Raw genomic sequence first — 23237 nt, 5'->3', positions numbered from 1 at the left:
GAACCCTGCCACCGGTCCACTGGACAAGGGCCCCGTCGCGCAGGAGCACATCGACCCGGTCAACCCCGCGGCCGCGCACGACGCGATCCCGGCCGTGGACCCCCGCCTGCTCGTCCGGGAGCAGGGCCTCGCCGGGTACGTGGGCGAGTTCAAGCGCAAGATGAAGGCCGGCGACCTCGGCTCCCTGCCGGTCGTCATCGGTCTGATCATCATCTGGTCGATCTTCCAGGGGCTGAACTCGAACTTCCTCTCCCCGGAGAACCTCACCAACATCGCGATCACGATGACCGCCACCGGCATGATCGCCATCGGCATCATCTTCGTGCTGCTGCTCGGCGAGATCGACCTCTCGGTCGGCTCGGTCAGCGGTGTCTCGGGCGCGATCGTCGCCGTCCTCGCCGTCACCCACGGAGTGAACGAGTGGCTGGCGATCCTGGCCGCCGTCGCCGGCGGCGCCCTGATCGGCTGCATCCACGGCTTCTTCTTCGCCAGGATCGGCGCCCCGGCCTTCGCGGTCACCCTGTCGGGCCTGCTGTTCTGGCTGGGCGCGATGCTGCAGATCCTCGGCAGCAACGGCACGATCAACATCGACGCCGACGGCGTGGTCGGCCAGCTGACCACGTACTTCTTCTCGGACGTGGCCGTCGCCTACGGGCTGGCCGCGCTGGCGGTGGCCGGCTACTTCCTCGCCTGCTACCTCGACGCGAAGCGCCGCGGCGCCGCCGGGATGCCCACCCGGCCGCTCGGCGAGATCCTGCTGCGCACCGGACTGCTCGCGGTGTTCACCTTCGGCCCCGCCGTGGTGTTCAACCAGTACAAGGGTCTGCCGCTCGCGGTGGTGCTCTTCATGCTGGCGCTGGTCGTCACGGACTTCGTGCTGCGCCGCACGACCTTCGGGCGAAACGTTTTCGCACTGGGTGGCAGCGTCGAGGCCTCCCGCCGTGCGGGCATCAACGTCACCCGCATCCGGATCACGGTCTTCGCGATCTCCAGCACCTTCGCCGCCATCGGCGGCCTGTTCTGGGCCTCCAAGATCGCGGCGGCCAACCAGAGCGCCGGCGCCGGCGACCTGCTGATGAACGTGATCGCGGCGGCCGTCATCGGCGGCACCAGCCTCTTCGGCGGCCGGGGCCGGACCTGGAACGCCCTCCTCGGCGTCATGGTCATCGTCTCGATCCAGTACGGTCTGGCACTGGAAGGCATCGCGACGCCGATCCAGTACATGATCACCGGTGCGGTGCTGCTGACCACCGTGGTGATCGACTCGATCACCCGCAAGACCCAGAAGACGGCCGGACGCGCCTGACCGCGCGGCCGACTGCGCGCCGGAGCGGCATCCGGCGGTAAGAACGGTCACAGTGCCCGGTGCCACTTCGCGTGGCGCCGGGCATCCGTGCGTACATGCGCGGGTACTCCTGTGCGGGTATCCGCCCGTATGTGAGGTGTGGCCGCATGGTCGTACGTACATGTATGACAAAGGTGTGACTCTGCCGGGACGGCCCGATGACCGCGCCGCGCGGCGGAACATTAGACTCGACAGACCAGCAAGCAACTGCAAGGAGGCACGGGTGCTGCTGACCCGCATCAAGGGACCGCGCGATCTGGACCGGCTCAGCCAGGAGGAGCTCGACCAGCTCGCCGCAGAGATCAGGTCCTTCCTCGTCGACGCCGTCTCCAAGACCGGCGGGCACCTCGGCCCCAACCTCGGCGTGGTCGAACTGACGATCGCCCTGCACCGGGTCTTCGAATCGCCCAAGGACAAGGTCCTCTTCGACACCGGCCACCAGGCCTACGTCCACAAGCTGCTCACGGGCCGCCAGGACTTCGGCAACCTGCGCTCCAAGGGGGGCCTGTCCGGCTACCCCTCGCGCGCCGAGTCCGACCACGACGTGATCGAGAACTCGCACGCCTCCACCGTGCTGGGCTGGGCCGACGGCCTCGCCAAGGCCAACGAGGTGCTCGGCCGCGAGGACCACCACGTCGCCGCAGTCATCGGCGACGGTGCGCTCACCGGCGGCATGGCCTGGGAGGCGCTGAACAACATCGCCGCCGCCAAGGACCGCCCGCTGGTCATCGTGGTCAACGACAACGAGCGCTCGTACGGCCCCACCATCGGCGGCCTCGCGAACCACCTGGCCACCCTGCGCACCACGGACGGCTACGAGCGCTTCCTGGCCCGCGGCAAGGAGATCCTGGAGCGCACCCCGGTCGTCGGGAAGCCGCTCTTCGAGACCCTGCACGGCGCCAAGAAGGGCCTCAAGGACTTCATCGCCCCGCAGGGCATGTTCGAGGACCTGGGCCTGAAGTACATCGGCCCCATCGACGGCCACGACATCGAGGCCCTGGAGTCGGCCCTGCAGCGCGCCAAGCGCTTCAGCGGCCCGGTCATCGTGCACTGCCTCACCCAGAAGGGCCGGGGCTACACCCACGCCGAGCAGGACGAGGCGGACCGTTTCCACGGCATCGGCCCGATCCACCCGGACACCGGCCTGCCCGTCTCCACCGACGCCGCCAGCTGGACCTCCGTCTTCGCCGACGAGATGGTCAGGCTCGGCAAGGAGCGCAAGGACATCGTCGCGATCACCGCGGCCATGCTCCAGCCGGTCGGCCTGAAGAAGTTCGCGGACGCCTTCCCCGACCGGATCTACGACGTCGGCATCGCCGAGCAGCACGGCGCCACCTCGGCGGCGGGCCTGGCGACCGGCGGCGCCCACCCGGTCTTCGCGGTGTACGCCACCTTCCTCAACCGCGCCTTCGACCAGGTCCTGATGGACGTGGCCCTGCACAAGTGCGGGGTCACCTTCGTCCTGGACCGGGCCGGCGTCACCGGCACCGACGGCGCCTCCCACAACGGCATGTGGGACATGTCGATCATGCAGGTCGTGCCCGGTCTGCGCCTGGCCGCCCCGCGCGACGCCGAGCAGCTGCGCGCCCAGCTGCGCGAGGCCGTCGAGGTCAAGGACGCGCCGACCGTCGTCCGTTACTCCAAGGGCGTCGTCGGCCCGGCCGTCCCGGCCGTCGGCAAGGTCGGCGGCATGGACGTGCTGCGCGCTCCCGGCGCCGACGTCACCCGACCGGACGTACTGCTCGTCTCGGTCGGCGCGCTCGCCCCGATGTGCCTGGAGATCGCCGACCTGCTCGACAAGCAGGGCATCACCTCGACCGTGGTCGACCCGCGCTGGGTCAAGCCCGTGGACGAGGCGCTGGCCCCGCTCGCCGACCGCCACCGCGTGGTCGTCACCGTCGAGGACAACGGCCGTACCGGTGGTGTGGGCTCCGCCGTCTCGCAGGCCCTGCGGGACGCGGGCGTCGACGTACCGCTGCGCGATTTCGGCATCCCGCAGCGCTTCCTCGACCACGCCTCCCGCAAGGAGGTCATGGCCGAGATCGGGCTGACCGCTCCGGACATCGCACGCCAGGTCACGGGCCTGGTGGCGAAGCTCGACGGGCGCTACGACAGCGAGCCGGCCGCCGCCGTCGACTAGGACGGGTACCGGCCACTAGATCGCCGCGCGGTTGCACGTCACGGGCCGGGAGATCACCCTTGAAGGGGTGGGCCTCCCGGCCCGTTCGCGTGCGTCGACACCTTTCGGAGGTGCGTCGGTGAGTAGGGATATGAACAGCCCCTTCCGCACCAAGACGGTGGAGCAGTCCATCCGTGACACGGAGGAGCCGGAACACGCGCTCCGGAAGTCGCTCTCCGCCTGGGACCTGACGGTGTTCGGTGTGGGTGTCATCATCGGCACCGGCATCTTCGTGCTCACGGGCATCGCGGCCCGGAACAACGCCGGACCCGCCACCGCCCTCGCCTTCGTGGCGGCGGGCATCGTCTGCGCCCTCGCGGCGCTCTGCTACGCCGAGTTCGCGTCCACCGTGCCGGTGGCCGGGTCCGCGTACACCTTCTCGTACGCCTCGATCGGCGAGCTGCCCGCGTGGATCATCGGCTGGGACCTGGTGCTCGAGTTCGCACTCGGTACGGCGGTGGTCGCGGTCGGCTGGTCCGGCTACGTGCGCCACCTCATGGACACCAACCTCGGCTGGACCCTGCCGACCTCCCTGTCCGGACCCGACGCCGGCGGTCACTTCGACCTGCTGGCCTTCCTGCTGATCCTGGCGCTGACCGCGATCCTGGTCGTCGGGACGAAGCTCTCGGCGCGGATCACCGCGATCGTGGTCGCCATCAAGGTCACCGTGGTCCTGCTGGTCATCGTCGCGGGCCTGTTCTTCATCAAGGCCGACAACTACTCGCCGTTCATCCCTCCGGCCCAGCCACAGGCCGAGGGCGTCAGCGGCTGGCACGCGCCACTGGTCCAGCTGATGTTCGGCTACGAGCCCACCAACTTCGGCGTCATGGGCATCTTCACCGCGGCCTCCCTCATCTTCTTCGCCTTCATCGGCTTCGACGTCGTGGCCACGGCGGCCGAGGAGACCAAGAACCCCCAGCGGGACATGCCGCGCGGCATCCTCGGCTCGCTGCTCATCTGCACCGTGCTCTACGTCGCCGTGACGCTGGTGGTCACGGGCATGCAGAAGTACACGGAGATGTCACCGACCGCGCCACTGGCCGAAGCCTTCAAATCGGTGAACCAGCCCTTCTTCTCCGGCGCCATCAGCCTCGGCGCGGCCGTCGGTCTGATCACCGTGAGCATGATCCTGCTGCTCGGCCAGACCCGCGTGTTCTTCGCGATGAGCCGTGACGGACTGCTGCCGCGCGTCTTCTCGGTCACCCACCCCAAGTACCGCACCCCCTACCGGGCGACCGTCCTGCTCGGCTGCGTCATCGCCGTCGTCGCGGGCTTCACCAGCCTGGAGAAGCTCGCGGAACTGGTGAACATCGGCACGCTCTTCGCCTTCGTGCTCGTCGCCCTCGGCGTGATCATCCTCCGCAAGACCCGCCCCGACCTGCACCGGGCCTTCCGCACCCCGTGGGTGCCGGTGATCCCGATCCTGTCGATCGCGGCCTCGCTGTGGCTGATGCTCAACCTGCCGGCCGAGACCTGGGTCCGTTTCGGCATCTGGATGGCGATCGGCATCGTCGTCTACTTCCTCTACGGACGCTCGCACAGCCGCCTCGGCAAGGTCGGCGCCGACGCGAAGTTCTAGCGGCGGAACGGTGGAACGGCGGAAGCCGGCCGTACGGGTCACCCGTACGGCCGGCCTCCGTGTGTGCGGGTCCGTCAGCCCTTGGCGGGGGAGTCCTTCGCCGAGGCGGGGACCTTCTCGTCCTTGCGCAGGGCGTCCCACAGCTGGGTGGCCTGCGGCTCGGCCACGACCACGCGGTTCGGGTCCACCTTGTCGTAGGCGACCGGCAGCATGATCGTCTCCATCGTCTCCGGGTTCACGCCCTTCATGCTCTGCGCGAAGTCGGACAGCGCGGTGAGCGAGGCGAGGTCGGAGTCGGTGGTCAGCGACTTGGTCCCGGCGTCCGCGAGCTTGTAGAGCCGCGCCGGGTTGCCGAAGGCGTCCTGCTTCTTGATCTCGGACAGCATCGCCAGCATGAACTGCTGCTGCAGGCCTATGCGCCCGAGGTCGCTGCCGTCGCCGTAGCCGTAGCGGGTACGGACGAACTTGAGCGAGTCGGTGCCGTCCAGCCGGTGCGTGCCCGCGTCCAGCTTCAGGCCGCCCTTGGCGCCGCTCATCGGCTTGTCCAGGGTGACGGTGACCCCGCCCAGCGCGTCCACCAGGCCCTTGAAGCCGGCGAAGTCCACCTCGACGAAGTGGTCCACGCGGACGCCGGACATCTGCTCGACCGTGTTGACCACACAGGCCGGACCGGCGAGCGAGTAGACGGAGTTGAACATGACCCGCTTCGCGGACGGCAGGGTCTTGCCCTTCGCGTCCTTGCATTCGGGCCGGGTGATGAGGGTGTCGCGCGGGATGCTCACCGCGGTCGCCTTGGCCCGGCCCTCGGGTATGTGCACCAGCATCGCGGTGTCCGAGCGGGCGCCGCTGACATCGCCGTGGTCGAGATCGGCATTGGCGCCGGCCCGTGAGTCGGAGCCGAGCACCAGGATGTTCTGCGCGTTCGCGGCCACCTTCGGGGGCCGGTTGTCCCCGATCGCCTGATCCAGGTCGACGCTGTCGATGTTGCCGTTGAGGTGGCTGTACGTCCACCAGCCGGCCCCCGCCGCGCCCAGGATCAGCACGGCGACCAGCAGCAGGGTGATCCGCAGAATGCGGCGTCGGCGGCGCCTGGGCCGCGCGTGCGTTTCCGTCATGGGGGTGAATCTTAGACAGATATTCGAATGGCCGAAGCCCGCCCCCCGAAGGGGGCGGGCCAGGCCGTGGAACGCCCGTCTGAGACCCGGACTAGGCCGGGATGCTCGCCAGGCCGGGGGCGAGGAACTTCTTGCCGTTCACGCGCTCCGAGACGCCTTCGCGGTCCAGGTACGGCGTGATGCCGCCCAGGTGGAAGGGCCAGCCGGCACCGGTGATGAGGCAGAGGTCGATGTCCTGGGCCTCGGCCACGACACCCTCCTCCAGCATCAGGCCGATCTCCTGCGCCACCGCGTCCAGGACGCGGGCGCGGACCTGCTCCTCGGTCAGGACGGAGTCGCCCTGCACCAGGAGGGCGGCGACCTCGGGGTCCAGCTCCGGCTTGCCGGAGTCGTAGACGTAGAAGCCGCGCTTGCCGGCCTTGACGACCGCCGCGAGGTTCGGGGAGACGGTGAAGCGCTCCGGGAAGGCGCGGTTCAGGGTCTCGGACACGTGCAGACCGATGGCCGGTCCGACGAGCTCCAGGAGCACCAGCGGGGACATCGGCAGGCCGAGCGGCTCGATGGCCTTCTCCGCCGTGACGACCGGGGTGCCCTCGTCGATGACGTTCTGGATCTCGCCCATGAAGCGGGTCAGGATGCGGTTCACGACGAACGCCGGGGCGTCCTTGGTGAGGACCGCGGTCTTCTTCAGCTTCTTGGCGACACCGAAGGCCGTGGCCAGCGAGGCGTCGTCGGTCTGCTCACCGCGGACGATCTCCAGCAGCGGGAGGATCGCGACCGGGTTGAAGAAGTGGAAGCCGACCACGCGCTCCGGGTGCTGGAGCTTGGAGGCCATCTCCGACACCGACAGCGAGGAGGTGTTGGTGGCGAGGATCGCGTGCGCCGGGGCGACCGCCTCGACCTCCGCGAACACCTTCTGCTTGACGGACATCTCCTCGAACACGGCCTCGATGATGAAGTCCGCGTCCGCGAAGCCCTCGGCCTTGTCCAGGACACCGGTCACCAGGCCGGTCAGGCGGTTGGCCTTGTCCTGGTTGATGCGGCCCTTGCCGAGCAGCTTCTGGATCTCGGCGTGGACGTAGCCCACGCCCTTGTCCACGCGCTCCTGGTCGATGTCGGTGAGGACCACCGGCACCTCCAGGCGGCGCAGGAAGAGCAGCGCCAGCTGCGAGGCCATCAGGCCCGCGCCGACGACGCCGACCTTGGTGACCGGACGGGTCAGGGACTTGTCCGGGGCACCGGCCGGGCGCTTGGCGCGCTTCTGGACCAGGTTGAAGGCGTAGATGCCGGAGCGCAGCTCGCCGCCCATGATGAGGTCGGCCAGGGCCGTGTCCTCGGCGTCGAAGCCGGCCTGGAGGTCGCCCGACTTGGCCGCGGCGATGATGTCCAGCGCGCGGTAGGCGGCGGGAGCGGCGCCGTGCACCTTGGAGTCCGCGATGAAGCGGCCCTTGGCGACGGCCGCGTCCCAGGCCTCGCCGCGGTCGATCTCGTCGCGGACGACCTCGGTGGTGCCGTTCAGGACGTTCGCGGTCCACAGGAGCGACTGCTCCAGGAAGTCCGCGCCCTCGAACAGCGCGTCCGCGATGCCCAGGTCGAAGACCTGCTTGCCGCGCAGCTGCTTGTTCTGGTTGAGCGAGTTCTCGATGATCACCGAGACCGCGCGCTCGGCGCCGATCAGGTTCGGCAGGATGGCGCAGCCGCCCCAGCCGGGCACCAGGCCGAGGAAGACCTCGGGCAGCGAGAAGGCCGGGATGGCCTTCGAGACGGTGCGGTAGGAGCAGTGCAGGCCGACCTCGACGCCGCCGCCCATGGCCGCGCCGTTGTAGTACGCGAAGGTCGGGACCGCCAGCGCCGAGAGGCGCTTGAAGACGTCGTGGCCGCCCTTGCCGATGGCGAGCGCCTCGTCGTGCTTCTTCAGCAGCTCGACACCCTTGAGGTCGGCGCCGACCGCGAAGATGAACGGCTTGCCGGTGATGCCCGCGCCGACGATGGAGCCCGCGAGGGCCTCCTGCTCGACCTGGTCGATCGCCGCGTTCAGGTTGGCGAGGGACTGCGGACCGAAGGTGGTCGGCTTGGTGTGGTCGAAGCCGTTGTCCAGCGTGATGAGCGCGAAGCGCCCGGCGCCGAACGGCAGGTCCAGGTGGCGGACGTGCGCGGACGTGACGACCTCGTCCGGGAACAGCTCGGCCGCGCCCTTCAGGAGCTCAGCGGTGGTGCTCACTTGGAGTCTCCCTCGGCGTTGAAGTTCGGGTTCTCCCAGATGACGGTCGCGCCCATGCCGAAGCCGACGCACATGGTGGTCAGGCCGTAGCGGACGTGCGGCTGCTCCTCGAACTGACGGGCCAGCTGCGTCATCAGGCGCACGCCCGAGGAGGCGAGCGGGTGACCGAAGGCGATGGCGCCGCCGTACTGGTTCACGCGGGCGTCGTCGTCGGCGATGCCGTAGTGCTCCAGGAAGGCCAGCACCTGCACGGCGAAGGCCTCGTTGACCTCGAACAGGCCTATGTCCTCGATGGACAGACCGGCCTGGGCGAGGGCCTTCTCGGTGGCCGGGATCGGGCCGTAGCCCATGACCTCCGGCTCGACACCCGCGAAGGAGTACGAGACGAGGCGCATCTTGACCGGGAGGTTGTTCTCGCGGGCGAAGTCCTCGGACGCGATGATCGCGGCGGTGGCACCGTCGTTGAGACCGGCGGCGTTGCCCGCGGTGACCCGGCCGTGCGTACGGAACGGGGTCTTCAGGCCGGCCAGGTTCTCCAGCGTGGTGCCCGGGCGCATCGGCTCGTCGGTGGTGACCAGGCCCCAGCCCGTCTCACCGGCCGCCTCGTTGGTGTTGCGCACCGAGATCGGGACCAGGTCCTGCTGGATCTTGCCGTCGGCGTACGCCTTGGCGGCCTTCTCCTGCGAGCGCACGGCGTACTCGTCGGCGCGGAGCTTGGTGATCGTCGGGTACCGGTCGTGCAGGTTCTCGGCGGTCATGCCCATGAACAGGGCGGACTCGTCGACCAGCTTCTCGGAGACGAAGCGCGGGTTCGGGTCCACGCCCTCGCCCATGGGGTGGCGGCCCATGTGCTCGACACCGCCGGCGAGGGCGACGTCGTACGCACCGAAGGCCACACCGCCCGCGACGGCGGTCACGGCGGTCAGCGCGCCGGCGCACATGCGGTCGATGGAGTAGCCCGGTACGGACTGCGGGAGGCCCGCGAGGATGCCGGCCGTGCGGCCCAGCGTGAGGCCCTGGTCGCCGATCTGCGTGGTCGCGGCGATGGCGACCTCGTCGATCTTCGCGGGGTCCAGGTCCGGGTTGCGGCGCAGCAGCTCCCGGATCGCCTTCACGACGAGGTCGTCGGCGCGGGTCTCGTGGTAGATGCCCTTCGGGCCCGCCTTGCCGAACGGGGTGCGGACGCCGTCGACGAAGACGACGTCCCTGACGGTACGAGGCACGTTGGCTCTCCTCCAGGTGCGGGTGTGCACTGCTGCGCGCGGGGGCGTTCGGCATGTGTTGCTGAGCGCCCGCTCACCCGACCATGCTACTTGCGGGTAACCCTTGTGGACACCCCCTCCCCCAGGAGCGGTGAAGGTCACACTCCGCCCGTGGCGCCACGATCGTCCGCCCCCGTCCGATCGGACCCGGCGGGCCAACCCGTTCAGGTCACGTCCGGTGGGCGCCCGGCCGTGGTCGTGGCATTTCCCCCGGACCGTCCCGATCCTGACCCGGCCGGAGCGTCCCTCCTCCGGCTGAGTCGACGGATCGGATGCCAGCGATGCCCCCCACCACCCCGGCCGTGAACCACCAGGTCCCGCACACTTCGACCGTCCCCGCCAACAAGGGGCAGGCCGTCAAGCTGTTCGTGCGCGAGTACGACGGCACCCCGACGGGCGCCAACGCGCAGCGCAAGGCCGTTCTGATGCTGCACGGCCGCAGCGTTCCCTCGGTCGTGGCCTTCGACCTCCAGCACGACGGAGGCAAGTACAGCTGGGCGCGGTTCCTGGCCGACGCGGGATTCGACGTGTTCCTCATGGAGCTCACGGGCTCCGGCCTCTCGCCGCGGCCGGAGATGGACAAGCCCCGCAACGCCAACCCGCTGCACCAGGCCATCCTGATCCCGAACCCGCTGCCGGACACCAGCCCGCCGCCCTACCCGCACGAGCTGGGGAACTCGGAGAGCGAGTGGGGCGAGGTCGACACGGTCGTCGAGTTCATCAAGAACCTGCGGGGCCTGACCAAGGTGTCGCTCGTGGGCCAGTCGGCGGCCGCCTTCGTGTTCGGGCCGTACGCGATCCAGCACCCGGAGAAGGTGGAGAGCCTGCTCCTCCTGGCGCCCATCTATCCGCCCGACGGCCGGGCCAGCGTGCCGCCCAACAGCTTCGGCGCACCGGTGCCGACGTTTCCCGCCTCCACCCCGCCGTCCCTGTTCGGCTTCCCGATGAACCTCACCAGCAGGACGGGTCTCGAAAACGCCTGGGACAAGGAGGTGCACAGCAAGAAGCAGCGGGCCGCCGGCATGGTCGAGGCGGTGTGGAAGGAGTGCATGGCCGTCGACCCGGTCGGCAAGACCTGGGGCGGCCCGGTCGCCGGAGCGCCCGAGGGCGTCCTGCGGTTCCGCAACACCTACTGGTGGGGATGGAACAAGGACACCGTCTCGATCGACGGCGTGCTCGGGGACCAGGTTCCGGTGATGATCGTCTACGGAGAGCACGACCAGACGGCGAACTCGCCCACCTTCTCCGTCCCGGCTTTCTACGACGCGATCCCCGGCGTCCGCAAGCTGATGTTCCGGGTGGCCGGCGCCGGGCACTCCATGGTCTGGGAGCGCCAGCACAAGGTCCTGCACCGGCTGTCCAAGCGGTGGATCAAGCACACCAAGGTCGAGGACCTGGAGAAGGGCAGCTTCTACGTGGACGAGGACGGCGCCTACACGGACACCGTCTAGCGGAGCCCCCGGCACCGGGCCGGGGGCTCCACCGCACGGCAGGCCGGGTCAGGCGGTGGCCGCCAGGGCCGTGACCAGGGCCGGGGTGACCTGTTCGATCTGCCAGGCGCGGGCGCCGTAGCCGGCCAGGGCCTGCGCCACCGTGTCCGGGTCGAGCCGCTGCGGCGGCTCCCAGCACAGCCGGCGGACCGTGTCCGGGGTGATCAGGTTCTCCTGGGGCAGGTTGAGCGCCTCCGCCAGCGCCGAGACGGCGGTACGGGCCGCCGACAGCCGGGCCGCGGCGGCCGGGTCCTTGTCCACCCAGGAGCGCGGCGGCGGCGGACCGGCCGGGGTCGCCCCCGGCTGCGGCAGCTCGTTCTCGGGCAGGGCCTTCGCCCGGTCCACGGCGGCCATCCACTGGTCCAGCTGGCGCCGGCCCATCCGCTGCCCGTAGCCGGGCAGGGCCGACAGGGTGTGCACGTTCGCGGGCAGGGCCAGGGCGGCCTCGACGATCGCCGCATCGCCCAGCACCTTGCCCGGCGACACGTCGCGCCGCTGCGCGATCCGGTCCCGCGACTCCCACAGCTCCCGTACCACCGCCATCTGACGGCGCCGGCGCACCTTGTGCATGCCGGACGTACGGCGCCAGGGGTCCTTGCGGGGCGGAGCGGGCGGGGCGGAGGCGATGGCGTCGAACTCCTGGTGGGCCCAGTCCAGCTTGCCCTGCCGGTCCAGCTCCTTCTCCAGCGCGTCCCGCAGGTCCACCAGCAGCTCCACGTCCAGAGCGGCGTAGCGCAGCCACGGCTCGGGGAGCGGGCGGGTGGACCAGTCGACGGCGGAGTGGCCCTTCTCCAGGGCGTAGCCGAGCACGCTCTCGACCATCGCGCCGAGTCCGACCCGGGGGAAGCCGGCGAGGCGGCCGGCCAGCTCGGTGTCGAAGAGGGAGGTGGGCACCATGCCTATTTCGCGCAGGCACGGCAGGTCCTGGGTGGCGGCGTGCAGGATCCACTCGGTGCCGGACAGGGCCTCGCCCAGCGAGGAAAGGTCGGGGCAGCCCACCGGGTCGATCAGCGCGGACCCGGCACCCTCGCGGCGCAGCTGCACCAGGTAGGCGCGCTGGCCGTAGCGGTATCCGGAGGCTCGCTCGGCGTCGACGGCCACGGGGCCGGTGCCCGCGGCGAAGGCCGCGACCACTTCGGCGAGGGCGTCCGCGTCGGCGACCACCGGCGGGATCCCCTCACGGGGCTCCAGCAACGGAATCGGCACCCCACCGGGCGGAACAACGACGTCGTCCGGGGGGCCGCCCCCGGTGGTGGTGCGCAGGTCTGCTGCGGTCTCTTGGGCGTCGGTCACCGGTCAAGGGTATCCGTGTATACGACGCACCCGTCGCCGGAACGTTCCGGCGACGGGTGCGGGCAGTATGCGGGGAGTTTTCCGGGGGTATCCCCGGAGGTTCCCCCGGACGGAGTCCGGGGGAGGTTATCCGGGACCGCCGCCCCGCGCTCAGTGGATGATCCCGGTGCGCAGCGCCACGGCGACCATTCCGGCGCGGTCACCGGTGCCGAGCTTGCGGGCGATCCGGGCTAGGTGGGACTTGACGGTCAGGGCGGACAGGCCCATCGAGACGCCGATGGCCTTGTTGGACTGGCCCTCCGCGACGAGGCGCAGGACCTCGACCTCGCGGCCGGAGAGCTCCCGGTAGCCGCCCGGGTGGCTCGGGGCACCCGGGGGGCGGCGGTGCATACGGGCGGCCGCGGCGCCGATGGGGGCGGCGCCGGGGCGGGTGGGGAGCCCGATGTTGGTCCGCGTACCGGTGACGACGTAGCCCTTCACTCCGCCCGCGAGGGCGTTGCGCACGGCGCCGATGTCGTCGGCGGCGGACAGGGCCAGGCCGTTGGGCCAGCCGGCTGCGCGGGTCTCGGAGAGCAGGGTGAGACCGGAACCGTCGGGCAGGTGTACGTCGGCCACGCAGATGTCGCGCGGGCTGCCGACGCGGGGGCGGGCCTCCGCGATGGACGACGCCTCGATCACGTCACGTACTCCGAGGGCCCACAGATGGCGGGTCACGGTGGAGCGGACGCGCGGGTCGGCCACGACGACCATGGCCGTCGGCTTGTTCGGGCGGTAGGCGACCAGGCTTGCGGGCTGCTCGAGAAGAACGGACACCTAGGCCTCCTGGGGGAGTGGCGGGACGGCCGGCTCGGGGAAGGAAGCCGGTGCGAACCGTACGGATGGTCACTGACTCCTTCGGCACGTCACCCGCCCGGCTTTAGGGAATGATCACGATTTGGTGAGTAACAATTCGGGCAATTCGGACGCACGATCGATCATCGGGTGATCAGAAGCCCACAACGGACGCCGCCTTCCGACACCCGCTGCTCGGGGTGGTCCGCGGGGCGTCCGTACGGCCGTGCGGCTACGGGTGGTGCGGACCGCGCCGCTGTGGCAGGGAGACCACTCCCGTGACGGTGTCCGTCGGACCCACCGGCGGCAGCCCCGCGATCTGGCACAGCAGCTCGCACCACGCCGACAGGTGCGCCGAGGTGTCCGGCACCCCGCCCACCCCCTCGCGGGGCGTCCACGAGGCTCTGATCTCGATCTGCGTGGCCGGGCGCCGCTCCGCGAGCCCGCCGAAGTAGTGCGAGCTCGCCATGGTCACGGTCCCGCTCGCCTCCCCGTACGTCAGCCCGCGCGCGTCCAGCGCCCCGGTCAGCCAGGACCAGCACACCTCGGGGAGGAGCGGGTCCGCGGCCATCTCCGGCTCCAGCTCCGCCCGTACGAGCGTCACCAGCCGGAAGGTCCCGTGCCAGGCGTCGTGCCCGGCCGGATCGTGGAGCAGGATCAGCCGGCCGTCGGCGAGGTCGTCCTCGCCGTCCACCACCGCGGCCTCCAGTGCGTAGGCGTGCGGGGCCAGTCTCTGGGGCGGTTTCGTCGGGTCGATCTCGATGCCCGGGCGCAGCCGCGCCTTCTTCAAGCCGTCGACCGCCCGGCGGAACGGGAGCGGGACGGAGCTCTCCTTCGCGCTGTCCACATTGTCAGCGCCATCTGAAAATCGTCCCTGAGCCGCAGCCATGCGGGGAAGACTAGGCGGTATGTGCGGCCGTACGGCGCAGGGACACCCGCGCCGGGTCGGGCACTTCTTCATACGTGCGAAGATTTGGGTCGTGAGTGCCAACGACCGCCCGACGGGCCAGCCGAGTCAGACGTACGATTCCGCCTTCCTGAAGGCGTGCCGGCGCGAGCCGGTGCCGCACACCCCGGTGTGGTTCATGCGGCAGGCCGGGCGCTCGCTGCCGGAGTACCGCAAGCTGCGCGAGGGCACGCAGATGCTGGAGTCCTGCATGCGGCCCGACCTGGTCACCGAGATCACCCTGCAGCCGGTGCGGCGCCACAACGTCGACGCGGCGATCTTCTTCTCCGACATCGTGGTCCCGCTCAAGGCCATCGGCGTCGACCTGGACATCAAGCCGGGCATCGGCCCGGTCGTCGCCCAGCCGATCCGCCGCCGCGAGGACCTCGCACAGCTGCGCGACCTCACCCCCGAGGACGTCGCGTACGTCACCGAGGCGATCGGCATGCTCACGAGTGAACTGGGCTCCACGCCGTTGATCGGATTCGCGGGCGCGCCTTTCACCCTCGCGAGCTACCTCGTCGAGGGCGGCCCCTCGAAGAACCACGAGCACACCAAGGCCCTCATGTACGGGGACCCGCAGCTGTGGGCCGACCTGCTGGACCGCCTCGCGGAGATCACCTCCGCCTTCCTGAAGGTCCAGATCGAGGCCGGAGCCTCCGCCGTCCAGCTCTTCGACTCCTGGGTCGGCGCGCTCGCCCCGGCGGACTACCGCCGCTCGGTGATGCCCGCGTCGGCGAAGGTCCTGGAGTCCGTCGCCTCGTACGGGGTCCCGCGCATCCACTTCGGCGTGGGCACGGGCGAGCTCCTCGGCCTGATGGGCGAGGCCGGCGCCGACGTCATGGGCGTCGACTACCGGGTCTCGCTGGACGAGGCCGTCCGCCGCGTGGGCCCCGGCAAGGCGCTCCAGGGCAACCTGGACCCCGCGGTGCTCTTCTCCACGCCGGAGGCGGTCGAGGCCAAGACGGACGAGGTCCTCGCGGCCGCGGCCGGCCTGGAGGGCCACGTCTTCAACCTGGGCCACGGCGTCCTCCCGACGACCGACCCCGACGCGCTGACCCGCCTGGTGGAGTACGTCCACACCAAGACGGCCCGCTGAGCGGAACCGCACCCGAACAAGATCGAAACGTCGGTACTGTGCCGTGCATGACATGGCACGGGCCGACGTTTCGCATATCCGACGGAGAACACATCGACGGGGCCTGGTGCCTCGTGTGGCGCAGGCACTACCTGCTGGACGAGTACTTCGTCGAGCACCTCTTCGTCTACGCGGACGGCAGGATCACCCCCGGGTACGAGGCCACCGACCTCGCCGGGCTGGGGAAGCTGCTGGCCTCCGGGAAGATCGCCCTGGACCCGCCGGGCGCCCGGGAGCGGCCCGACGAGCCGTCGAAATGGCGCTCCCGCAGCCCGGAACCGCGGACGGACGCGAGCTTCCTCCTGGAGGTCGCCGACGAGATCGCCCGGCTGGCCGGCCGGCCGACGGCGGCCGACCGGTGCTGGGACGCCGTCCGCTCCTACCAGGCGGAGCCGACGCAGGAGCGACGGGCCCGGCTCCGGGAGGCGTACCTCGCCGTCCCCGCCCACCTGCGGGTCTACGTCCTGGGCGACATGGACCGCCAGGACCGGCCGCTGCGGATCCTGGTGACCGACCAGGGCGAGGCGGCGGACGGGGACGGCCCGGTGGTGACGGAGGAGATGCACCGAGAGGCCCTCGCGTACTTCACCGACCAGGACGCGGGCGTCGAGCGGGCCGGGCAGCGGCAGACCGTCCTGCACGCGGACGGCCCGGCGGGCGCCCCGCAGCCCCCGGTCGTCCTGCACCAGAGCGTGTACCCGCGGGGCTGGCCGGCCGAACTCGGCGACTTCGTGCTGCGCAACGACTACGACGCCCCCTTCACGTACGAGGGGGAGACCTACCTCACCGTGCTCCACGGCTACTGGGCCCGTTCCGCCGCCGACCGGGACGACCACGACCGGATCCGCGCCGCCGCGACCGCCCACGAGGCGCAGGAGCTGGGCGGACGGGCCGCGCGGCGCGCGGACTGGCCCGCCGTGCGCCTCGCGGTCATGGCCGGGCTGCTCCGCGCCAAGTTCGGGCAGCACCCGCGCCTCGCGGAACTCCTGACCGCCACCGGAGAAGCCGCAATCCTCTACACGGGCTACTCCGACGCCCCCTACTGGCGCGAGGAGGGCCCCCGCGGCGGCCGCAACTGGACGGGCCGCCTGCTGGAACTGATCCGCTCCGAACTCCGCGCTGCGACCTAAGCAGTAAGAGACGACCTAGACCCCCGCCGAGCGGACCGCGGAGACGGCTTTGCGCGCCGCCACCAGGATGGGGTCCCAGACCGGGGAGAAGGGCGGGGCGTAGCCCAGGTCGAGGGTGACCAGTTGGTCCACCGTCATGCCGGCCGTGAGGGCGACCGCCGCGATGTCCACCCGCTTCGCGGACCCCGCGCCGCCGACGATCTGGACGCCGAGCAGCCGGCCCGTGCGGCGTTCCGCCAGCATCTTCACCGTCATCTCCGCCGCGCCCGGGTAGTAGCCGGCCGTGGTCGTGGAGGTGATCGTGGCCGTCACGAAGCGCAGGCCCGCCTCCAGGGCGTCGCGCTCGCGCAGCCCCGTACGGGCGATCTCCAGGTCGCAGACCTTGCTGACCGCCGTGCCGACGACCCCGGGGAAGGTCGCGTAGCCGCCGCCCACGCCCGAGCCGATGACCTGCCCGTGCTTGTTGGCGTGCGTGCCCAGCGGGATGTGCCGGGTGCGGCCCGCGATCAGGTCCAGGACCTCCACGCAGTCGCCGCCCGACCAGATGTTCTCGTGGCCCCGGACGCGCATCGAGAGGTCCGTGAGGATGCCGCCCGACGGGCCGAGCGGCAGGCCCGCGGCGCGGGCGAGGGCCGTACGGGGCTCCACGCCGATGCCGAGCACCACCACGTCCGCCTCGTACTCCTCGCCCCCGGCCGTGGCCACCGCACGGGCCCGGCCCCGCTCGTCCGTGAGGATCTTCGTCACCTCGGCGCCGGAGACCGTACGGATCCCCATGCGGTTCATCGCGGTGTGCACCAGGCCGCCCATGTCCGGGTCCAGCGTGGCCATCGGCTGGGCGCCCCGGTGCAGGACGGTGACCTCGAAGCCCCGCTCCACCAGGGCCTCCGCCATCTCCACGCCGATGTAGCCCGCGCCGACCACGACCGCCCGGCGGCCCTGCGTGCGCTCCAGCGAGTCCATCAGGCGCTGGCCGTCGTCCAGGCTCTGGATGCCGTGGACCCCGTGCGCGCCGATGCCGGGGAGCCGGGGGCGGACGGGGCGGGCGCCCGTGGCCAGGACGAGCTTGTCATAGTCCGTCCAGGATTCGGATCCGCTGTCCAGATCGCGGGCGCGGACCCGGGATCCGGACAGGTCCAGCTCCACGACCTCCGTACGGGTGCGCAGGTCGATGTCGCGGGCGCGGTGCTCCTCGGGGGTGCGGGCGATCAGTTCGTCGCGCCCGGCGACCCGGCCGCCGACCCAGTACGGGATGCCGCACGCGGAGTACGACGTGAAGTGCCCGCGCTCGAAGGCGACGATCTCCAGCTCCGCCGGGCCCTTGAGCCTGCGGGCCTGTGACGCGGCGGACATCCCCGCCGCGTCACCGCCGACCACCACCAGTCGTTCCGTCGCCATCGTCCGTACCGCCCCTTCACCCCGTCATCGGATGGTGAACACGCTACGGGCGAACGCGCGTTCAGTCCTGCACGTCGGCCTCGGTGTCCGGAGCCGGCGTCCGGGGCGCGGGGACCTGGGGCGCGGGGACCTGGTGTGCGGGGAACTGAGGCGCGGGGACCTGGGCCGCGCTCCGCTGCGGGACCGGAGCCGGAGCCTGGGCAACCCCCGGGCGCGCCGGGCGCCGCCGGCGGTACAGCCGGACCAGCGCGACCACCAGCGCCGCCGTCAGCGCGAACGGCAGCAGCGCGCCCACCGCCACCGTCAGGTACCGCACGACCGTGGTGAAGACCTCCCAGCCGCCGCGCAGGGCGTCCAGGAACGTGGGCTCCTTCTCCTTCTTCTCCTTGGCCTCCGGCTTCGGGGCGGGCTCCGTGACCTCCAGCGTGATGGTGCCCATCGAGGTCTGGTCCTTGAGCGCCGTCTGCTGCGCCTGCAGCGATTCCAGGTCGGACTGGCGCCGGCTCAGCTCGCTCTCCAGCATCACCACGTCGCTCAGGGCCGTGGCCTTGCCCATCATCTCCCGCACCCGCGCCACGCTCGCCTGCTGCGAGGCGACGCGGCTGCCAATGTCGGCGACCTTCTCGGTGACGTCCTGCGCGTCGACCTTGCGGTGCAGGAGCTTCCCGCTGCCCTCCATGGCGCTGAGCACCGAGTCGTAGCGCTCGCCGGGCACCCGCAGGGTCACCGTCGAGGTCATCCGGCCGTCCTCGCCGCGTTTGGTCGACTCGTTGCCGACGTAGCCGCCCGCCCCGTCGGCCGCGGCGCGGGCGGCGGCGAGCGCCTTCTGGGCGTCCGTGGTCTCGATGCCGAGCGTCGCCGTACGGATCACGTTCGGGCGGACCGCGGCCGCCGGCGGGGCGTTCTTGTCGGCGGGGGCGGCCGACGGGGCCGCCGCGGCGCCCTTCGCGCCCTCCGCACCCTGAGGCGCCTTGCCGTCCTGGGCGGGCGCCGGCGCGACCGCCGCCCGGTCGGCCGAGGACGCCTTGCCCCCGGCGTCCGCGCCGCAGCCGGTGAGCGCGAGCGCCCCGGCCAGGGAGAGGGCGGCCACGGCCACCGCGGAACGGTGTCTGTACAGAGCATGCATCTTGCAAACCCCCGGTGATCGGCTGGTGTTGCCGTTTCGACGTACAGAGTCCCGCCGCGGGTTTCGCTTCCACGGTCCCGGGCCGGTCCCGATGCGGTCACGGTCCGGCCTCGGAGATCGGTCTGAGACGATGTGTCCATGCACGAAGCGGACATGCGTACGGATCGGCCGGGCCCGGCGGGCTCCCCCGGCCACGTCGTCGTCATCGGCGGCGGCATCGCGGGCCTCGCGGCGGCCCACCGGCTGCTCGCCGAAGGCGCCCGCGTCACGCTGCTGGAGGCCGGACCGCGCCTCGGCGGCAAGCTGTACGCCGGCGAGCTCGCCGGAGCCCGCGTCGACCTCGGCGCCGAATCCATGCTCGCCCGCCGCCCCGAAGGCGTGGACCTCGCCCGGGCCGTGGGCCTCGGCGAGGCCGTGCAGCCGCCCGCCACCGCCACCGCCCACCTGTGGACCCGGGGCGCGCTGCGGCCGATGCCGCGCGGACACGTCATGGGGGTCCCCGGCGACCTGGGGCCGCTCGCCGCCTCCGGGGTGCTCTCCGCGGAGGGCCTGGCCCGCATCGAGGCCGAACGCACGCTCCCGCCCGCCGAGATCGGCGAGGACGTCGCCGTCGGCGCGTACGTCGCCGCCCGGCTCGGCCACGAGGTCGTCGACCGGCTGGTGGAACCGCTGCTCGGCGGCGTCTACGCGGGCAACGCCTACCGCATCTCCATGCGGGCCGCCGTGCCCCAGCTCTTCGAGGCCGCCCGGACGCACGCGCTGCTGTCCGACGGGGTACGGGAACTGCAGCAGAGGGCGGCGGCCGCCCCCCAGCAGGCCGGTCCGGTCTTCGCCGGCATCGACGGCGGCATCGGACGGCTCCCGCTCGCCGTGGCCGAGGCCTGCCGCGCGGCCGGAGCGCGGATCGTCACCGGCGCACCCGTCACCGAGGTCACGCGTACGCCCGGAGGCTGGCGGATCGTGGCCGGCGCGGGAACCGCCGCGAGCACGGAGATCATCGAGGCCGACGGCGTGGTCCTCGCGACCCCGGCCGGGCCCGCCGCACGCCTGCTGGACGGGCTCGCGCCCACCGCTGCGGCCGAGCTGCGCGGGGTCGAGTACGCCTCGATGGCCCTGGTCACCATGGCCTTCCGCCGCTCCGACCTGCCGGCCGCCGTCGCCGGCGGGGGCGCCAGCGGGTTCCTCGTACCGCCCGTCGACGGCCGGACCATCAAGGCCTCCACCTTCTCCAGCAACAAGTGGGCCTGGGCCGGGGCGGATCCCGAACTCTTCCTGCTGCGCACCTCGGTGGGCCGCTACGCCGACGAGGCCGACCTGGGGCGTGAGGACGGCGAGCTGGTCGAGGTCTCCCTCGCCGACCTCGGCGAGGCCGTGGGCCTCGCGGCCCGGCCGGTCGCCTCCACCGTCACCCGCTGGGACGGCGGGCTGCCCCAGTACCCGGTCGGCCACCTCGATCGGGTGGCCCGGATCCGCGGGGCCGTCGCCGCCCTGCCGGGTCTCGCCGTGTGCGGCGCCCTCTACGACGGGGTGGGCATCCCGGCCTGCATCGCCGGCGCCGGCCGGGCCGCCGAGGCGGTGCTCGCCTCGCTCGGTGCGCGTACGGCACCCCTGGCGCCGACCACTGATCAGGGCACGGGACAATAGGAACATGACTGCACCAGAGAAGATTCCCAACGCGGGGAAGAAGGCGAAGGACCTCAACGAGGTCATCCGCTACACCCTGTGGTCCGTCTTCAAGCTGAAGGACGTCCTGCCCGAGGACCGCGCCGGTTTCGCCGACGAGGTCCAGGAGCTGTTCGACCAGCTGGCCGCCAAGGACATCACCGTCCGCGGCACCTATGACGTCTCCGGCCTGCGCGCCGACGCCGACCTCATGATCTGGTGGCACGCGGAGACCGCGGACGAGCTGCAGACCGCGTACAACCTGTTCCGCCGCACCAAGCTGGGCCGCGCACTGGAGCCGGTGTGGTCGAACATGGCCCTGCACCGCCCGGCCGAGTTCAACAAGTCGCACATCCCGGCCTTCCTCGCCGACGAGGTCGCGCGCGACTACGTCAGCGTGTACCCCTTCGTGCGCAGTTACGACTGGTACCTGCTGCCGGACGAGGACCGCCGCCGCATGCTCGCCGACCACGGCAAGATGGCCCGCGGCTACCCCGACGTCCGCGCCAACACCGTCGCCTCCTTCTCGCTGGGCGACTACGAGTGGATGCTGGCCTTCGAGGCGGACGAGCTGTACCGCATCGTCGACCTCATGCGTCACCTGCGCGCCTCCGAGGCCCGCATGCACGTCCGCGAAGAGGTGCCCTTCTACACCGGGCGCCGCAAGTCCGTCGCCGATCTGGTGGCCGGGCTCGCCTGATACCTCCCCTGGGGGGAAGGACCGGAGGACGACCACACCGTCAGGTGAGTTCCTCCGGTGGATCGGGAGGCCCTGCCCCCGAAACGACGCAGCCGGAGATCCCGCCCGGAAGTTCAGACGACTGGCGGCAGCAGCGCCCTGCGGGCGCCCGCTGCCCGGTCGTCCAGCGACACCGGTGCGGGCTCCGGATGCGGCGCACACGTGACGCGCCATCCCGAGGTGGCGCCCGTCAGCAGATACCGCTCCACGTGACGGTCCACGCAGTCGTTGCGTCCGCCGACCACCCCGTGCGAGCCGGCCCCGGCCTCCGTCACCAGCGCGGCCCCGGCGCCCAGCCGCCGCTGCAGCTCCAGCGCTCCCGCGTAGGGGGTCGCCCCGTCCCGCTCCGCCGCGACCACCAGCGTCCGCGGCAGCAGGGCCGGCCGCTCGACCGCCACCGGCCGCTGCCGCCGGGTCACCGGCCAGGAGGCGCACGGCAGGTTCAGGAAGGCATTGGCCCAGGTCTCGAAGGGGGCCGTGCGGGCCAGCTCGGTGTTGTCGCGGTCCCAGGTCCCCCAGTCCGCGGGCCAGGGGGCGTCGTTGCACAGCACCGCCGTGTAGACGGCCGTCGCGTTCTCCGCCGCGGCCGCCGCGGCCGGGTCCGGGGCGGCCTGGGCGGCCAGCTCCGCCGGATCGCCGCGCAGGAAGGCGGCCAGGGCCGACGCACGCTCGGGCCAGACGTCGTCGTAGTACGCGGCCTGGAGGTAGGCGGCCCGGAGTTCGCCGGTGCCGACCCTTCCGCCGGCGGGCGTACGGGCCACCGCGTCCCGGACCCGCTCGTAGCTCGCCTGCACGGCCGCCGGGGTGGCGCCCAGGCGGTACGTGCCGTGGTGGCGGGCGGCCCAGGCGCGGAAGTCGTACCAGCGGCGCTCGAAGCCGGGCGCCTGGGCGAGGTTGTTGCGGTACCAGATGCGGCGCGGGTCGGGATCGACCGCCGAGTCGAGGACCATCCGGCGGACGTGGCCGGGGTGGAGGGCGGCATAGACGGCGCCGAGGTAGGTGCCGTACGAGGCACCCATGAAGGTCAGCTTCCGCTCGCCGAGCGCGGCGCGCAGGACGTGCAGGTCGCGGGCGTTGTTCAGGGTCGAGTAGTACGGCAGGGCCGCGCCGGCCCGCAGCGCGCAGCCGCGGGCGTAGGCCCGGGCGGCCTCGACGCGCTGCTCCTTGTACGCGGGGGAGGGGTCGGCGGGTTCCTGGGTGGGGCCCGTCGCGCGGGCGGAGGGGTCCTGGCAGGACAGCGGGGCGGAGCGGCCGACGCCGCGCGGGGCGTAGCCGACGAGGTCGTAGGCGGCGGCGATGCGCTCCCATGCGGGCAGGCCGGCGACGAGCGGGAAGGACATCCCGGAGGCTCCGGGGCCGCCGGGGTTGTGGACGAGCGCGCCCTGGCGGACGGCTCCGCGGGCGCGGGTGGCGGCGACCCGGCTGACGGTGAGGGAGATCTGCGGGCCGTCGGGGCGGGCGTAGTCGAGCGGTACGCGCAGGGTGGCGCAGCGGACCGGGGCGGGGAGCCCCTCGACGCCGGGGCAGGCGCGGAAGTCGAGACCGGCGGTGGCGGCCCGGCGGGCGGCGAGCGCGGCGCCGGCCGACTCGGCCTCGGTGCCGGCGCCCGCCCCGGCGGCGTCCGGGGCCGGTGCGGCGCGGGCGGTGGGGGTGCACAGGGCGAGGGAGAGCGCCGCCACGGCGGCTCCGTGGCGTGCGAGTCTCGTCCGCATGACGGGCCCGCCTCTCATCGTATGAAGTGATGAGAGACCGGCCCGTGTGCGTTGTAAAGGATCACCGGCGG

General features: G+C 71.9%; 17 protein-coding genes. 8 read left to right on the top strand and 9 right to left on the bottom strand.

Annotation, left to right across the window (positions count from 1 at the left end):
- The first annotated feature begins 19 nt into the window (after nt 1–19).
- From ACIPYQ_RS22865 to ACIPYQ_RS22855, 3 genes are all read left to right on the top strand, one after another.
- Complete coding sequence (locus tag ACIPYQ_RS22865) at nt 20–1306, top strand: sugar ABC transporter permease (RefSeq protein ID WP_401254273.1); 1287 nt, start codon at nt 20–22, stop codon at nt 1304–1306.
- Nucleotides 1307–1568: 262 nt separating this feature from the next.
- On the top strand, nt 1569–3485 hold the full coding sequence (gene dxs / locus ACIPYQ_RS22860; RefSeq protein ID WP_362238409.1) for a 1-deoxy-D-xylulose-5-phosphate synthase: 1917 nt from the start codon (nt 1569–1571) through the stop codon (nt 3483–3485).
- Between the two features lie 130 nt (nt 3486–3615).
- Nucleotides 3616–5103, top strand: a complete 1488-nt coding sequence (locus ACIPYQ_RS22855) for an amino acid permease (protein WP_401254032.1) — start codon at nt 3616–3618, stop codon at nt 5101–5103.
- Nucleotides 5104–5177: 74 nt separating this feature from the next.
- Here the strand turns inward: ACIPYQ_RS22855 and ACIPYQ_RS22850 are convergent, their stop codons facing one another.
- The 3 genes from ACIPYQ_RS22850 to ACIPYQ_RS22840 form a co-directional block, all read right to left on the bottom strand.
- Nucleotides 5178–6218, bottom strand: a complete 1041-nt coding sequence (locus tag ACIPYQ_RS22850) for an LCP family protein (RefSeq protein ID WP_362235225.1) — start codon at nt 6216–6218, stop codon at nt 5178–5180.
- Nucleotides 6219–6309: 91 nt separating this feature from the next.
- Nucleotides 6310–8439, bottom strand: a complete 2130-nt coding sequence (locus ACIPYQ_RS22845; protein ID WP_401254028.1) for a 3-hydroxyacyl-CoA dehydrogenase NAD-binding domain-containing protein — start codon at nt 8437–8439, stop codon at nt 6310–6312.
- Complete coding sequence (locus tag ACIPYQ_RS22840; protein WP_215142984.1) at nt 8436–9662, bottom strand: acetyl-CoA C-acyltransferase; 1227 nt, start codon at nt 9660–9662, stop codon at nt 8436–8438. Before ACIPYQ_RS22840 ends, ACIPYQ_RS22845 begins: the two co-directional genes overlap by 4 nt.
- Before the next feature lie 320 nt (nt 9663–9982).
- On the opposite strand from ACIPYQ_RS22840, the gene ACIPYQ_RS22835 reads away from it, so the two are divergent.
- A complete protein-coding gene (locus ACIPYQ_RS22835) occupies nt 9983–11152 on the top strand; it encodes an alpha/beta fold hydrolase (protein ID WP_401254024.1) in 1170 nt (389 codons plus the stop codon).
- A 48-nt stretch (nt 11153–11200) separates the two neighbouring features.
- Here the strand turns inward: ACIPYQ_RS22835 and ACIPYQ_RS22830 are convergent, their stop codons facing one another.
- The 3 genes from ACIPYQ_RS22830 to ACIPYQ_RS22820 all read right to left on the bottom strand — a co-directional run bounded on the left by ACIPYQ_RS22830 (nt 11201) and on the right by ACIPYQ_RS22820 (nt 14204).
- Nucleotides 11201–12484: an HRDC domain-containing protein gene (locus tag ACIPYQ_RS22830; RefSeq protein WP_401254021.1), complete on the bottom strand. Its 1284-nt coding sequence runs from the start codon at nt 12482–12484 to the stop codon at nt 11201–11203.
- 150 nt (nt 12485–12634) lie between these two features.
- Nucleotides 12635–13297: a response regulator transcription factor gene (locus tag ACIPYQ_RS22825; RefSeq protein WP_007267191.1), complete on the bottom strand. Its 663-nt coding sequence runs from the start codon at nt 13295–13297 to the stop codon at nt 12635–12637.
- 250 nt (nt 13298–13547) lie between these two features.
- Nucleotides 13548–14204: a DUF3000 domain-containing protein gene (locus tag ACIPYQ_RS22820; RefSeq protein ID WP_361754060.1), complete on the bottom strand. Its 657-nt coding sequence runs from the start codon at nt 14202–14204 to the stop codon at nt 13548–13550.
- 91 nt (nt 14205–14295) lie between these two features.
- Here ACIPYQ_RS22820 and hemE point away from each other — a divergent pair, with 91 nt between their 5' ends.
- Both hemE and ACIPYQ_RS22810 read left to right on the top strand, forming a co-directional pair.
- Complete coding sequence (gene hemE, locus ACIPYQ_RS22815; RefSeq protein WP_401254017.1) at nt 14296–15360, top strand: uroporphyrinogen decarboxylase; 1065 nt, start codon at nt 14296–14298, stop codon at nt 15358–15360.
- A gap of 47 nt (nt 15361–15407) precedes the next feature.
- The gene (locus ACIPYQ_RS22810; protein ID WP_401254014.1) at nt 15408–16529 is read left to right on the top strand and encodes an NADAR family protein; all 1122 of its coding nucleotides are present in this window, start codon (nt 15408–15410) and stop codon (nt 16527–16529) included.
- Between the two features lie 15 nt (nt 16530–16544).
- On the opposite strand, the gene ACIPYQ_RS22805 is transcribed toward ACIPYQ_RS22810, so the two are convergent.
- Nucleotides 16545–17927: an FAD-dependent oxidoreductase gene (locus tag ACIPYQ_RS22805; RefSeq protein WP_401254011.1), complete on the bottom strand. Its 1383-nt coding sequence runs from the start codon at nt 17925–17927 to the stop codon at nt 16545–16547.
- A gap of 61 nt (nt 17928–17988) precedes the next feature.
- Nucleotides 17989–19023, bottom strand: a complete 1035-nt coding sequence (locus ACIPYQ_RS22800; protein ID WP_401254008.1) for a DUF4349 domain-containing protein — start codon at nt 19021–19023, stop codon at nt 17989–17991.
- A gap of 168 nt (nt 19024–19191) precedes the next feature.
- On the opposite strand from ACIPYQ_RS22800, the gene hemG reads away from it, so the two are divergent.
- Together hemG and hemQ are read left to right on the top strand one after the other, a co-directional pair.
- Nucleotides 19192–20697 carry a protoporphyrinogen oxidase gene (gene hemG / locus ACIPYQ_RS22795; RefSeq protein WP_401254005.1) on the top strand — a complete coding sequence of 502 codons (1506 nt, stop codon included), beginning with the start codon at nt 19192–19194 and terminating at the stop codon, nt 20695–20697.
- A gap of 4 nt (nt 20698–20701) precedes the next feature.
- The gene (hemQ, locus tag ACIPYQ_RS22790) at nt 20702–21415 is read left to right on the top strand and encodes a hydrogen peroxide-dependent heme synthase (protein WP_361754078.1); all 714 of its coding nucleotides are present in this window, start codon (nt 20702–20704) and stop codon (nt 21413–21415) included.
- Between the two features lie 113 nt (nt 21416–21528).
- Here the strand turns inward: hemQ and ACIPYQ_RS22785 are convergent, their stop codons facing one another.
- Nucleotides 21529–23166, bottom strand: a complete 1638-nt coding sequence (locus tag ACIPYQ_RS22785) for an alpha/beta hydrolase (RefSeq protein WP_401254002.1) — start codon at nt 23164–23166, stop codon at nt 21529–21531.
- Between the last annotated feature and the right edge of the window lie 71 nt (nt 23167–23237).

This window comes from Streptomyces sp. NPDC090045 (assembly GCF_044747975.1).
In the GTDB taxonomy this organism is placed as follows: domain Bacteria; phylum Actinomycetota; class Actinomycetes; order Streptomycetales; family Streptomycetaceae; genus Streptomyces.
This window is presented reverse-complemented; position numbering and strand designations above follow the sequence as displayed.